Annotated in this window: 10 protein-coding genes; 9 read left to right on the forward strand and 1 reads right to left on the reverse strand. The window is 62.3% G+C overall.

What is annotated here, in order from left to right; genetic code table 11:
* Window position 1: 1 nt before the first annotated feature.
* A complete protein-coding gene (locus JSS95_02315; protein MBS1798640.1) occupies window positions 2-4,531 on the reverse strand; it encodes a glutamate synthase large subunit in 4,530 nt (1,509 codons plus the stop codon).
* A 172-nt stretch (window positions 4,532-4,703) separates the two neighbouring features.
* Between JSS95_02315 and JSS95_02320 the strand changes: the two genes are divergently transcribed.
* From JSS95_02320 to JSS95_02360, 9 genes are all read left to right on the forward strand, one after another.
* On the forward strand, window positions 4,704-5,144 hold the full coding sequence (locus tag JSS95_02320; GenBank protein ID MBS1798641.1) for an ArgR family transcriptional regulator: 441 nt from the start codon (window positions 4,704-4,706) through the stop codon (window positions 5,142-5,144).
* A gap of 10 nt (window positions 5,145-5,154) precedes the next feature.
* Entirely contained in the window at window positions 5,155-6,270 is a 1,116-nt protein-coding gene (gene argC / locus JSS95_02325; GenBank protein MBS1798642.1) for an N-acetyl-gamma-glutamyl-phosphate reductase, read from the forward strand.
* Window positions 6,267-7,049 carry an acetylglutamate kinase gene (gene argB / locus JSS95_02330; protein MBS1798643.1) on the forward strand — a complete coding sequence of 261 codons (783 nt, stop codon included), beginning with the start codon at window positions 6,267-6,269 and terminating at the stop codon, window positions 7,047-7,049. Before argC ends, argB begins: the two co-directional genes overlap by 4 nt.
* Window positions 7,046-8,296, forward strand: a complete 1,251-nt coding sequence (locus JSS95_02335) for an aspartate aminotransferase family protein (protein MBS1798644.1) — start codon at window positions 7,046-7,048, stop codon at window positions 8,294-8,296. The genes argB and JSS95_02335 overlap by 4 nt, the downstream gene beginning before the upstream one ends.
* Window positions 8,289-9,395 carry an ornithine carbamoyltransferase gene (gene argF, locus JSS95_02340; protein ID MBS1798645.1) on the forward strand — a complete coding sequence of 369 codons (1,107 nt, stop codon included), beginning with the start codon at window positions 8,289-8,291 and terminating at the stop codon, window positions 9,393-9,395. The genes JSS95_02335 and argF overlap by 8 nt, the downstream gene beginning before the upstream one ends.
* Before the next feature lie 39 nt (window positions 9,396-9,434).
* Window positions 9,435-10,922, forward strand: coding sequence for an argininosuccinate lyase (gene argH, locus JSS95_02345; protein MBS1798646.1), 1,488 nt, complete (start codon window positions 9,435-9,437; stop codon window positions 10,920-10,922).
* 10 nt (window positions 10,923-10,932) lie between these two features.
* Window positions 10,933-11,529: a GNAT family N-acetyltransferase gene (locus tag JSS95_02350; protein ID MBS1798647.1), complete on the forward strand. Its 597-nt coding sequence runs from the start codon at window positions 10,933-10,935 to the stop codon at window positions 11,527-11,529.
* Between the two features lie 351 nt (window positions 11,530-11,880).
* Window positions 11,881-12,384 carry a TetR/AcrR family transcriptional regulator gene (locus JSS95_02355; protein MBS1798648.1) on the forward strand — a complete coding sequence of 168 codons (504 nt, stop codon included), beginning with the start codon at window positions 11,881-11,883 and terminating at the stop codon, window positions 12,382-12,384.
* Between the two features lie 17 nt (window positions 12,385-12,401).
* Window positions 12,402-14,189, forward strand: a complete 1,788-nt coding sequence (locus tag JSS95_02360) for a long-chain fatty acid--CoA ligase (protein MBS1798649.1) — start codon at window positions 12,402-12,404, stop codon at window positions 14,187-14,189.
* The last annotated feature ends 49 nt before the right edge of the window (window positions 14,190-14,238 follow it).

Consider the following 14,238-nt stretch of genomic DNA (forward strand, 5'->3'; position numbering starts at 1 on the left):
TTTATACCTGCGGCTTTGGAGTCAGCTTGACGAAGGCCTTCGAGTAAGTCGCCCAGCCGGCAAGCATCGTCTTCGCCAGCCCGCTGTCCGCCAGTGCGCTGTGCTCTTCCAGCAGGTGCTTCAGGAACTCCTGCGACTCCGGGTCGACCGCATCGAACGGCTGCGGGTCGATGAACTCGGGGTGGAAGCGGTGACCCTTGATGAACTCCCCGCCTGCGTCGTAGACCCAGGCCAGTCCGCCCGTCATGCCTGCGCCGAAGTTCATCCCGGTCTTGCCCAGCACGACGACCATTCCGCCCGTCATGTACTCGCAGCCATGGTCGCCTACGCCTTCCACCACTGCGGTTGCGCCCGAGTTACGAACGCCGAAGCGTTCGCCCGCGCGTCCAGCGGCAAACAATCTGCCCGAGGTCGCTCCGTACAGCGCAACGTTCCCCAGGATCACGTGCTGTCCGCTGTCCTTCGCCGCCAGCCCGCGAGCTCTGATGACGATCTCTCCTCCGGACAGTCCTTTGCCGACGAAGTCATTCGCCTGTCCATCGAGCACCAGCTTCATCCCGTCGGCGGCAAATGCGCCAAAGGACTGGCCTGCCGTCCCATGCAGGTTGAACGTCACATCGGCGTGCAGATCGCTCTGCGCGCGGCGCAAGGCCAGCTCGCCCGAGAGCCGCGAACCCACCGAACGGTCCCGGTTGGCGATCTCCGACTCGACGACATAAGGCTTCCCGGCTTCGACCGCTTCGAGCGCCGGTGCAACCCACTTCTCGTCGATCGGCGGCTCAGGCAGGGGCTGATCGTTGCGCCCGCCCATCCAGCGGCGCGGACCGTCTCCCGCAGGGGCCAGCATCGGCGACAGATCCAGATTGCCGTCGAAGCGCACCTGCTCCAGAAGATCGGAGCGGCCAACGGCTGCTTCCAGAGAAGGCAGGCCGTAGCGCGCCAGAAGATGCTGCAGGTCGGCCGACATCTGCTCAAAGAAGCGGACGATATGCTCCGGCTTGCCGCGGAACTTGGCCCGCAGCTCCGGCTTCTGCGTTGCGATGCCGGTGGGACAGGTGTTCAGATGGCACTGGCGGGCCATGTCGCAGCCCAGTACAACCAGCACTGCCGTGCCAAAGGCGAACTCGTCGGCGCCGAGTAGAGCTGCCACCAGCACGTCGCGCGCCGTGGCGATGCCGCCGTCGGTGCGCAGGCGAACGCGTCCGCGCATGCCGTTCTGCATCAGCACCTGCTGCGCCTCGGCCAGTCCAAGCTCCCATGGATTACCCGCGTACTTGATGCTCGAAAGCGCGGCGGCTCCCGTGCCGCCGGTGTTGCCGGCGATCACAACGTAGTCGGCATATGCCTTGGCCACGCCTGCCGCAACCGTGCCCACGCCGCAGCCGGAGACCAGCTTCACGCCGACCGTGGCCTTCGGGTTCACGCGCTTCAGGTCATAGATCAGCTGCGCCAGGTCTTCGATCGAGTAGATGTCGTGGTGTGGCGGAGGCGAGATCAGCGGGACTCCCGGCTGCGCATGACGAAGCCGCGCAATCAGGCCGCTAACCTTGTGGCCGGGAAGCTGTCCGCCCTCGCCGGGCTTCGCTCCCTGGGCTACCTTGATCTCGATCTCTTCCGCGTGAGCCAGGTACTCTGCTGTGACGCCAAAGCGGCCCGAGGCGATCTGCTTGATCTTGTTGTTCAGCGAAACATGGACTGCCGGTGCCGCAACCAGAGGCTCAGCGACCGCGACATTGCCTTGTGCGCTTATGGCTGCGCTTGCGCCACCGCCAGATGAAGGTTGTCCTGCAACGACAGGATTGACGCGGTAGACGGCTGCGTCTTCGCCGCCTTCGCCCGTGTTCGAGCGCGCGCCCAGCATGTTCATTCCGGCCGTGATCGTCTGGTGCGCCTCCGGGCTGAGCGAGCCAAGCGACATTGCGCTGGCAATGAATCGCTTTGTCAGGCTGGCCGGGCTCTCAACATCGCTAAGAGCGAGTTCGGGGCCGGCCGGGCGAATCTCCAGCAGGTCGCGCAGCACCGCCGGGTCGCGCGCAATAACGTCCTTGGTATAGATGGCGAACGCGCCTGCAGGATCGGTCGGCTGCGGCACATTGCGCGCGCTTCCCACCACCGACTGCAACGCCTTGACCGTCGGCGGCTGCCACGCATGAGGTTCGGCAACATCCGCCTTGCGGAAGCGAACCCAGCCATAGTCCGGCAGGTCGGTAGCGGCTGCTTCCGTCGGCGGCTGCCACGTATAGCGAAGCTGGCGATCGACCTCGGTAAAACCAATGCCCGACAGCGGCGCAGGTGTATTCGGGAAGCAACGCTCAACCACACTCGAGTGCAGGCCGAGGATATCGAACTGCCGCGCGCTGCGGTAGCTGTCGACGACCGAGATACCCATCTTCGACATCACCTTCGCCAGTCCGGCGTCCAGGGCCTTGAGCATCTTCTTCTCGGCGACCTCAGGCTCGGTCCCTGCCGGTGCAAGGGCGCGGCCGGTCTCAAGCGCGAGCCACGGACACACTGCGCCAGCACCATAACCGATCAGCACGGCGGCGTGGTGGATGTCGCGGCAGTCGCCGGCCTCGACAGCAATACCGGTCAGTGTGCGGAGTCCCGCTGCAACCAGCGCCTGGTGGATCGCGCCTGTCGCCATCGCAATGGGGACGGGAAGCTGTTCCGGGCTGGCGTAACGGTCGGTCAGCAGAAGGATGCGCGCTCCGTTGCGGACCAGGTCGATGGACTTGTTGCAAAGCTCGTCCAGAGCCTGCAACAGCGTGAGGCTCGGAGCGAAGACGCACGAAAGCTCCGACAGGCGCAGCTCATCGGCGTGCGGATAATCGCCCTTGCGAAGCGACTCCACCTGTCCCAGTGACAGGAAGGGCGAGGGAAGCGAGACGCCCGGCAGAGGTGCATTCTTGTCCAGCAGGTGGGGCCAGGGGCCGAGGCGCGTATGCAGCGAGACCACGCAGGCCTCGCGCAGAGGATCGATCGCCGGGTTCGTCACCTGGGCAAACCGCTGCCGGAAGTACGCATACACCGGACGCGGCGTGCGCGCCAGAAAGGCCAGCGGAGTGTCGTCGCCCATCGACCACACGGCGTCCTTGCCGTCGGCGGCCATCGGCTGAAGAATCATCTTGACGTCTTCGCGCGTGTAGCCAAAGCCCTTCTGCAAGGCGGTCAGCTTTGCGGCATCGGCAGAGGTGACTACCGCCGGGACAAGCGGCGCGTCCTCAAGCAGACGGGCGTAGATGGGATCGGCGTCGAACAGCCCAAGCAGTTCCTCGTCCTCGTAGACCTTGTGCTTCTTCAGGTCGACCACCAGCATCTGTCCCGGCCCAAGGCGGCCGCTGTGCGCAACCTCGTTCGGATCGAGATCGACCAGGCCAATCTCCGACCCGGCAACGACCAGGCCGTCGGTGGTGATGGCGAAGCGGCAGGGGCGCAGACCGTTACGGTCGAGGATCGCTCCCACCAGCGAGCCATTCGCGAAGGCGATCGCCGCGGGGCCATCCCAGGGCTCCGTCACGTCGGAGTGATACCGCAAAAACGACGAGTCGTGACCCGATACCGCCGCGGGAGGCAGCAGCATCCGCATGGCCTCCGCCAGGGTGCGGCCGTTCTGCGAGATCATCTCCACCGTCTCGTCGAGGCTGGTGGAGTCCGTGCCGCCCTGCGTCAGGACAGGCTTGCACTCGACCGGAAGCGTTGAGTCGCGGGAGGCCATGCGCGCGCGGTTGCCCCACACCGTGTTGATCTCGCCATTATGTCCAAGGGTGCGGCCGGGCTGGGCGCGGTGCCACGAGGGAAGAGTATTGGTCGCGTAGCGCTGATGGAAGATCGCAAACGGCGTCACGTAATCTTCCGTTGCAAGATCGGGATAGAACGCCGCCAGGTCCACTCCCGTACACATCGCCTTATAGACGATCGTCTGTGTCGAGAGACTACATATATATCCGTTGACGTCGCCACGCTCGTGAGCGCGCTCAAACTGCTTGCGTGCAAGATAAAGCCGCCGCTCGATGGTCCCCGGCTCGGCGTCCTCGGCATCGATCGCCAGCACCTGCCGGATCTTCGGCATGGTCGAGAGCGCCATCTCGCCCAGATATTCGGTCTTGATCGGCACATCGCGCCACGCAAGAACTTTGAGGTCGTGCGACTTCAGGCAGCGCTCGATCTGGCCCTCGGCCCGCGTCTCCTCCTGCGGGATGAAGATCATCCCTACACCCAGGACCGTCTCGGGAGCGATGGTCAGTCCGGCCTCACGAACCAGAAGGTCCCGTGGGATTCCCGCCAGGATCCCGACACCGTCCGAGCTCTTGCCGTCGGCGGCGGTCGCACCACGGTGCGCAAGGCGGCCAAGCGCCGTCAGGGCCTGTTCCAGAATCCTGTGCGTGGGGGTCGCTTGAATGGAGGCAACGAAACCAACGCCGCAGGAGTCGTGATCGAAACGCTCATCAATCAGGGATGGCGATGACGATCTCTCACGCGCGCGGGAGGGTAAAGGCGTAGGAGCAGAGACAAGTGCGCAGGGCCGGTCCATAGTTCACTATACGTCCGATGAAAGGGTAGTTCCATCGGAGATACCTTTCCGTCAAGGTTTGGACAGGACTCCTCGTGGAGTCCTTTGCATAAATATACATCAAGTTGTATATTTATGCACGAGGGCGGGAATACCGCCGAGCCGAAAAAGAAACGGCAAAATAGATACAGAGATGAAACAGCAACGTCATACCGTAATTCGAGAGCTGCTTGGTAAAGCTCCTATCGCGAGTCAGGACGATCTACGGCAAAAATTAGCGGGGCGTGGTTTCTATGTTACACAAGCAACCCTCTCCCGCGATATCCATGAATTGAGATTGTCGAAGGGGCCGGATGGATATTCGCTTTCAAACGGAAACGGCGACGAGGACGATTCGATCCCGGGAATCCGCGAGGTGCTTGCCAGCTTTGGACTTGAGGTGCGCCAGGCGATCAATCTGCTGGTGCTGATTACAAAGACCGGAGGCGCGCAACCCATCGCCGCCGGCATCGACTACGAAGACTGGGCCGAGGTGGTTGGCACAGTCGCGGGAGATGACACAGTATTAATTATCTGCCCCGACGGGGAGCAGGCAGGGCGGCTGAAGTCGCGGATTGAGGGGTACATTGGCTAACTCGGCAGTGATGGAGACAACGACGGAGTCCGCCGGAGCAAAGGCGGAAGATTTGCGTTCGCCGCGCGTGGCTGTCGCAGGCGTCAGCGGATATGCGGGCGGCGAACTTGCGCGTCTGCTGTTGCGCCATCCCGGCATGAAAGATGCCGCACCGCTCTTTCTCGGGCGCGCGGGCGAAAGCGCGACTGAGGCCACCACAACGATCGAGGAGCTTCATCCTCATCTGGCAGGCATTGCGCAGCCTGGTGGCAGCGCCACGCACGCCGTTCAGTCATTTAACTGGAACAAGCTCGCCGATGCCGGCACCCAGATTCTCTTCATGGCCACGCCGCACGAGCAGTCGCGCGAGTGGGCCCCTGAAGCCATCGCGCGCGGCATCCGCGTGATCGACCTCAGCGGAGCGTGGCGTCTCGACGAAGACGCCAACCGCGCCATCTACAAGCTGCACGATGCCGACCCCGCGCTGGCAGCGAAGTTGCAGGCCGAAGCCGTCTACGGCTGTCCGGAGCTGCATCGCGATGCCATCCGCACGGCGCGGCTGATCGCCAATCCCGGCTGCTACTCGACGTCGATGATCCTCGCCCTTGCTCCTCTGACGCGGGCTGGAGCCGTCGATCTCGATCGCGGCATCGTCTGCGATGCGAAGTCGGGCGTCAGCGGCGCGGGTAAGGCTCCCACGTCGAAGACGCACTTCATGTATGCGGCGGACAACCTATCCGCATATGCCGTCTTCAATCATCGCCACACGGGCGAGCTGCTGGAGCAGCTGCACCTTACCTCCGACCAGGTCGTCTTCACGCCGCACCTGCTGCCGATCCCGCGCGGCATCCTGTCGACGGTCTACCTGAAGCTGAAGCAGAAGACCACCGCGGCGCAGGTGAGCGAGTTGTTTGCGGAGTTCTACAAAGGCAGCCCGATGGTGCGTTTGCACCGGACGCCGCAGCTTCCGCAGATACAGCACGTCGTGCGCACGAACTTCTGCGACCTCGGCTTCGTACTGGCTGAAGACGGCCAGCGGCTGATCGTCGTCTCCTGCCTCGACAATCTTTTGAAGGGCGCTGCCGGACAGGCCGTGCAAAACATGAATGTGATGTGTGGATTCAAGGAAGAGGAGGGTCTGCTGTGAAATTCGTCGTAAAACTTGGCGGCGCGGGCCTGGAAAATCCCAAGCTGCTGCACGCCTGCGGTAAAGCAATCGCCGAGCTGGTCGCCGACGGCAACCAGGTGGCCGTTGTGCATGGCGGCGGCGTTCAGCTGACAAAGACGCTGGCTCAAATGGGCAAGAAGAGCGAGTTCATCTCCGGCCTGCGCGTGACCGATGCCGAAACCCGCGACGCCGCGCTGATGGTGCTCGCCGGCCGCGTCAACAAGTCGCTGGTGGCGTCCCTCGCCTCGCACGGCCAGGCGGCGGTCGGCCTCTCCGGCGGCGACGGACACGTCTTCCGCGCGCGCAAGAAGAAGACCAACCCTGACCTTGGCTTCGTCGGTGAGATCGCCGCGACCGACCCGCGCTGGCTCGAAGCCATCTGGACGATGGGCGCCGTCCCGGTCATCTCGTCCATCGCGCTCGGCTTCGACGGTGAGTACTACAATATCAACGCCGACGAGATGGCCGCGGCCTGCGCCGTTGCCACCAAGGCCGATGCTCTGGTCTTCCTCACCGATGTGCCGGGAGTGAAGGGAGCCGATGGCAGCGTGATGCGGTGGCTGACGCTGGCACAGATTCCTATGCTCGAGAAGCAGCAGATCATCTCCGGCGGCATGTTGCCCAAGCTGAACGCCTGCCGCGAGGCGCTGACGCATGGCGTCAAGCGCGTGCGTATTCTTCCTGCGGAGGCCGCGGCGTCGTTGCCGGACATCTGCTCCACACGGGTCAATGACGGAACGGAGGTTATGGTCGCATGAATCTGGCATCCATCCAGGCAGCCGAGAACAAGCTGCTGCTGAATACCTATGAGCGGAATCCCTATCTGTTTGTCGATGGCAAAGGCGTTTATCTCCGCGACGAAAACGGCGAGCACTTCCTCGACCTGCTGAGCGGCATCGGCGTCTGCGCTCTCGGCTACGGTCACCCGGCAATCGAGCAGGCCATCGCGCACCAGAGCGCGCGCCTGCTGCATACCTCGAACCTTTTCTTTCACGAAGGCACCGCCAACCTCGCGTTGCGCCTGACCGAAATCAGCGGCCTCGATCGCGTCTTTTTCTGCAACAGCGGGACCGAGGCAATGGAGGCGGCGCTGAAGCTGGCCCGTGCGAACGCGACCAAAGCCCGCGAGGAAGGCAAGAAGATCGGCACAAAATTCCTCGCGCTCGAACACAGTTTCCACGGCCGCACCATGGGTTCAGTGGCGACGACGCACAAGGAAAAGTACCGCCTGCCGTTTGGCCCCGTCATGTCCGATGTCGAGTTCGTGCGCTTCAACGACGTCGCCGACCTGCGCGCAAAGTTCTCCGAGGATGTCTGCGGCATTTGCATCGAGCCGGTGCAGGGCGAGGGTGGAATCCATCCCATCTCAAAGGAGTTCTTCGCCGCCGCGCGTGAATTGTGCGATTCGACCGGAGCGTTGCTGATCGCCGACGAGATCCAGAGCGGCATCGGACGCACCGGCAAGTGGTTTGCCTATCAGCATTACGGTATTCTTCCCGACGTAACCACGGTTGCCAAACCCATCGCGGGTGGCATCCCCATGGGTGCGATGCTCTGCGCGGAGAAGGCTGCGGCAGCCATTACGCCCGGCATGCACGGCACAACCTTCGGCGGCGGCCCTCTGGCCTGCGCCGTCGCGATTGCCGTCATCGACACCATCCAGCGGGAAGACATCCTGTCGCATGTGGAGGAGGTTGGCAACTACTTCCGCTCGCAGCTCGAAGGCCTCAAACAGCGCCACGACAGCATCAAAGAAGTACGTGGGCTCGGCCTGATGCTTGGCGTGGAGCTGCACTCCGCCGAGCTTGCCAAACAGGTTGCCGCGCAGATGATGGAGCGCCGCATCATTATCAACCGGACCAGCGAGACGGTTCTTCGCTTTCTGCCGCCCTACATTCTGGAGCGCAAGCACGTCGATACGACGGTTACAGCGCTCGATGAGCTGCTGAAGGCCAATCGAGAGTACGCCGGCGCCGTGCCGGCCGGAGAAAAGATACATGGGTAGCAAGACCGTTGTGATGAACGCAAAGCCGGACGCAGGGCAGGAGCCTCCCGTCCGCAAGCCTGCTGTAACCCTGGGCATCCAGTCGGACACAGCATTCAACGAAGCCGCGAAGCGCCTTTGCGGACGCGACCTCTGCTCCATCGCCGACCTCACTGTCGAGGAGACGGCCGCCATCATGGAGCTGGCGCACGCCGTCAAGAACCATCCCGAGGACTTCCGCCACGCGCTCGACGCAAAGCAGATGGTGATGTTCTTCGAGAAGGCATCGCTGCGCACGCGCCTCACGTTTGAAGCTGCGATCAACACGTTGGGCGGCAACGCCATCTTCGTCGACCAGACGCAGTCGCCGCTGGGCGAGCGCGAGTCGCTGTCCGACATGGCCCGCAACCTCGAGCGCTGGATGTCTGTCATCGTACTGCGCACCTACTCGCACGAGACCATCACCGAGATGGCCGCCTGTTCCAGGGTTCCCGTGATCAATGCGCTGTCGGACCTCGAGCATCCCTGCCAGGCCATCACAGACTTCTTCACTCTCGAAGAGCGCTTTGGCTCGGCGGAAGGTCTACGCTTTACCTACATCGGTGACGGCAACAACGTATGCCACTCGCTGATGTTGATCGCGGCGCAGCTTGGCACCCACTGCACCGTCTCCTGCCCCAAGGGCTTTGAGCCAAAGCTCGACATCATCCACAAGGCAATCGAGATCGCGGAGCTGACCGGCGGCAGCATCACCATCCAGCACGATCCGGTCAAAGCCGTCTCTGGCGCGGACGCGGTCTACACCGACGTCTGCACCAGCATGGGCTTTGAGCATGAGGCGACCAAGCGCGCGCCGATCTTCAAGCCCTACCAGGTGAACGAAGACCTGATGAGGCACGCGCAGCAGGACGCCGTCTTCATGCACTGCCTGCCCGCGCACCGCAACGCCGAGGTCACAGACGCTGTGCTCGACGGTCCGCAGTCGATCGTCTTCGACCAGGCAGAGAACCGCATGCACGCGCAGAAGGCCCTGTTGCTGATGTTGCTGGGCGGAGCCAAGCGAATATCGAGTGGACGTGGCCGTGGAACGCAGGCCCGCAAGCGTCCGTCGCTGACGTAGACAGAAACGCATCATCGCAAGGAGCAAACAGTGAGCAAGATGTGGTCGGGGCGGTTCCGGGAACCGCTCGATCCCGGGTTCGAGTCGTGGCAGCGTTCTTTTCCTTTCGACGTGCGGCTGCTTCCGCAGGAGGTAGCCGCGTCGAAAGCGCATGCGCGCGCAATCGCCGCGGTGGGAATCCTCACGCAGGCTGAACTCGCCTCGATGCTCGACGGGCTGGGCAGAGTAATCCCGTTCGCGCTCGAGGAGTGCGGCAGCGCGAAACTCGATGCCGGATCGGCTGCCGCGATTGCGGAGCTGCATCCCGAGGCCGAAGACATCCATCACTTCGTCGAGCTGACGCTGACCAGGATTATTGGCGACCTCGCGCTGAAGCTGCACACAGGCCGCAGCCGCAACGAACAGATTGCGACCGACATGCGTCTGTTTGTTCGTGATGCTATCGACACCACGCTGGCAGGCCTGCTCGACTGGCGCGAGGCCCTGGTCGAACAGGCGCGTGCGGCTGGCGGCGCTGCGATGCCCTCTTACACGCATCTGCAACGCGCGGAACCCGTGCTCGTGGCTCACTGGCTGCTGGCGTATGTTGCGATGATCGAGCGCGATTTCTCGCGATTGCAGGACTGCCGCGCGCGGTTGAATTTGTGCCCCCTGGGCTCAGGTGCGATTGCCGGCGCAACCCTCAAGCTCGACCGCGCTATTGCAGCCAAGGCTTTGGGCTTCGACGCGCCCACGCCGAACAGCATGGACGCAACCAGTGACCGCGACTTTGCGCTCGAGTTTACCCAGGCACTGACCACGCTGGGGCTGCACATCTCCCGCTTTGCCGAGGAGCTGACGCTGCACTCTACAGCGGAGTTCGGCTTCCTCGACCTCCCGGAGAAGTTTTCGACCGGCTCAAGCGCGATGCCGCAGAAGAAAAATCCAGACCTTACCGAACTGATTCGCGGCAAGGCAGGACGCCTGCAGGGCGCGGCGATCACTCTGGCGACGATCATCAAGGGACTCCCGCTCGCTTACAACAAAGACCTTCAGGAAGGGCAGGAGCCCGTCTTCGATGCCGCCGACACCATCGCAGGAATTCTTCGCGTGCTTCCCGCATTCACCCGGTCGCTTCGTTTTCGAGCGGACGTCATGAAGGTTGCGGCTGAGAAGGGCTACCTGAACGCGATGGCTGCGGCCACCTATCTCACGCACAAAGGCGTCCCGTTCCGCAAGGCTCACGAGAAGATCGGCAACGCAGTGCGGCTAGGGCTTGAGACGGGCCGCGAATTGAGCGACCTCTCGCTCGATGAACTGCGTGGCTTCGGCGAAGAATTCGGCCCCGACTTCTTCGATGCGATCACCCTCGAGGCCACGCTCGACTGCCACGACGTCATCGGCGGAACGGCAAGGGCGCAGGTGAGGGATGCCTTGGAAGGTGCCTCGGTAAGGATTGCGACCGATAGGGCCTCGCTTGCATCTATAAACTCGTTTAAGTCTGCTTCTTCTCAGAAGCAAGGCGTGGAGCAGGTTGCAAGTGTCTAACTCTTCACTGATGGCAGCAAGCGAATCGACTGCGTCGACGCGGGCGCGTGTCGGCGGAGCGGTAACGCGCAAGGCCAAGCTGCCCGACGCGGCGAACATCTTTGAGCTGGTCAATTCACTCTCCGGCGACGGAACCCTGTTGCGCCGCAGCTACGCCGAGATCTGCGAGAATGTGCGCGACTTCTCGGTAGCAGAGAGCGAGAGCGGAGTCTTCCTCGGCTGCGGTGCACTGCATCTCTACGGACCGCATCTGGCCGAGGTGCGATCGATCGTCGTAAAGCCTGAGGCGAAGGGGCAGGGAGCTGGCGGAAGGCTGCTGCGGGCCCTGCTGGAAGAGGCTGAAGACCAGGGTGTGACCTCAGTTTGCCTGTTTACGCGCATACCCGACTTCTTCTTTCATTTCGGCTTCCGTGTCGTCGACCGCACCGTTCTGCCGGACAAGATCTACAAGGACTGCCAGAACTGCCCGCGGCTCTACGCCTGCGACGAGGTCGCCATGGCGCGCGGCCCCATCCCCCGTATCGCCGTGCTTGGCCCCAGCAAGTTCGCTGAGCCGGAGCTGGTAAAGCTCCAGGCCGGTTCCATCGCGCCTCACGGTTCCAAATAACATTCTTGCACTACCTCCTTTGTTGTCATTCCGAGCGAAGCGAGGAATCTGCTGTTCCCCTGTCGCACCACGGTAGATAGCGCCAGCGCATGCACCGCCAAAGCCATGTATTTTCATCCCGAATGCCAGTTGATTCTTGGCAAATGTGGACTGTTTCTTTAGAGTGGCGGGTGACCGGAAACTTCCGGTCGTGAGGCCCACCTGAAGCACAAAGAAGAAGCCGCAGGATCAAACGAAGAGGCGAGAGAAAAGCCGGGGGGGCCTTCTACGGGGCCGGGCAGCGAAAAGTATCAGAAGATTCTGGATGCCGCGGTCGAGGTTATCGCCGAACGCGGCTACTTCAACTCGCCTGTGAGTGCCATTGCAAAACGCGCCGGCGTGGCCGACGGCACCATCTATCTCTACTTCAAAAGCAAGGACGATGTTCTGCGCACGGCGATCGATTCGACCTTCGGAAAGTTCTACGCTCAGGTCGAGGAGAGGTTCGAGACGCTAAAAAATCCGCGCGAGCAACTGGAGTACATCGCCGAAGTGCATCTCGCCAGTCACCAGGTCAACCGCAGCATGGCGGTCTTGATGCAGACCGAGATGCGTCAGAGCGCGAAGTTCATCGCCGAGTTCTCGCACCATCATCTCGTCAAGTACATCCAGGTCGTGCGCGAGGTCATCCGCCGTGGCCAGCAGGAGGGCATCTTCCGTCAGGACATCTCCGACGGCGTCGTCGCGCACTGCATGTTCGGCGCGATCGATGAGCTGCTCAGCTCCGCTGTTTTCACAGAGCGCGTTTATGATGCGAAGGTCACGGCACGGCAGGTGATGGACATTCTGATGAACGGCATCGCGACAGCCGGCTGAAGGGAAAAGGCGAAGGCATGTTTGATCTGCGGACGGTAAACGATGTTTTTGTGCGGGCCACGTGGCGCGGCGATCGCACAGTTATGATGGAGCAGAGCGGCGTGGACCAGTGGACGCCCATCAGCTCTACCGAGCTCTATGGCCGGGTGTGTGCGCTGGCGGATGTCTTTCGCGGCTGGGGGCTCGTCAAGGGCGACCGCGTGGCGATTCTTTCGGAGAACAGGTGGGAGTGGGCGGTAACAGACTTCGCCACACTCGTCATGGGCGGAGTCGATGTGCCGCTCTACCCAACGCTGACACCCGAGCAGATCGCCTACATGCTCAAGGATTCAGGCGCTAGAGTCGCAGTGGTTTCGACGGCGGAGCAGTATGAGAAGGTGAAGGCCGCCGGAGACATCTCCACCCTTGAGCATGTCGTTGTGATGGATCCCGGCAGCTTCGATGGAGCGGAGAGCTTCGCCTCGCTGATATCCGGAGCAAAGCAGCGCGAGCAGCGTGACGCGGAGTTCGATGTCATGGCGAAGACCTCGCGTCCGGGAGACCTTGCGACCATCATCTATACCTCGGGCACAACGGGCGAGCCGAAGGGCGTTATGCTCACGCACGGAAACCTCGCCAGCAATCTCAACTACTCGACCGGCCCGCTGGGGTTGAGCGACAAGGACACCGCGATCTCCTTTCTGCCGCTGTCGCACGTCACAGCGCGTCACCTCGACTATGCGCTGCTGTGCCATGGAACGAAGCTGGCTTACTGCGCGAAGTTCGATCAGCTTCCAGCCGCGATGAAGGTCGTGCAGCCGACCATCTTCGTCGCCGTGCCCCGCGTCTACGAAAAAATCCGCCAGGCGGTAGAAGGCAAGTCTGCCGTCTCGCCGCTGAAGCTGAAGATACTCAACTGGGCGCTGGGCGTGGGCCGGAAGAACCGGGATGCGACGCTCAACGGCAGGCATCCGCGGAGCCTAGCGTGGATGCTGGCAGGGAAGCTGGTCTTCAGCAAAATCCACGAGGCCTTTGGGGGAAGGACGAGGACATTCATCTCAGGGGGTGCCCCCCTTGGGATGGACACAGCGGGCTGGTTTGCCGACACCGGCATCGTCATCCTTGAAGGCTACGGCCTCACCGAAACCTCGCCGGTGATCGCGCTGAACTACCCGGACGCATACAAAATCGGCACTGTCGGCAAGGCGCTCCCGAACGTGGAGTGCCGGTTTGCGGAAGACGGCGAGCTTGAGGTCAAGGGGCCGTCCATCTTTCCCGGCTACTGGAACAAGGAGAAGGAGACCAGAGAGGTCTTCACAGAAGACGGCTGGTTCAGAACGGGAGACATCGGCAACCTGGATCAGGACGGCTTCCTCTCGATCACCGACCGTAAGAAAGAGCTGCTCAAGACCAGCGGAGGCAAATTGATCGCGCCGCAACCTATCGAGAACAAGCTGAAGGCGAATATCCTGGTGGGTCATGCGGCGATGGTGGGCGACAAGCACAAGTTTGCCTGCGTATTGATCTCGCCCAATCTTGCGGCGTTGAAGAACTGGGCCAAAGCACAGGGAATTGCTACCGAAGACGCCGCCTTGCTGGTAAAAGAACCGAAGGTGGTCGAGGCGTATCGCGAGATTGTGGAGAAAGTGAACGGCACTCTCGCAAACTTCGAGAGCATCAAGCGCGTATGCGTCGTGCCCGAGGAGTGGAGTGTCGAAGACGGCACCATGACGCCCAGCATGAAGCTGAAGCGACGCGTCGTAAACGAGAAGCACGCACGGCAGATTGCGGAGTTCTACGCCGACGAGGCCACGTCGAAGGGATAGTATGTGCCCTCACGTTCACTTCACGATGTTGTCATCCTGAGCGAGTCAT

It is taken from the genome of Acidobacteriota bacterium, from assembly GCA_018268895.1.
Taxonomy (GTDB): domain Bacteria; phylum Acidobacteriota; class Terriglobia; order Terriglobales; family Acidobacteriaceae; genus Edaphobacter.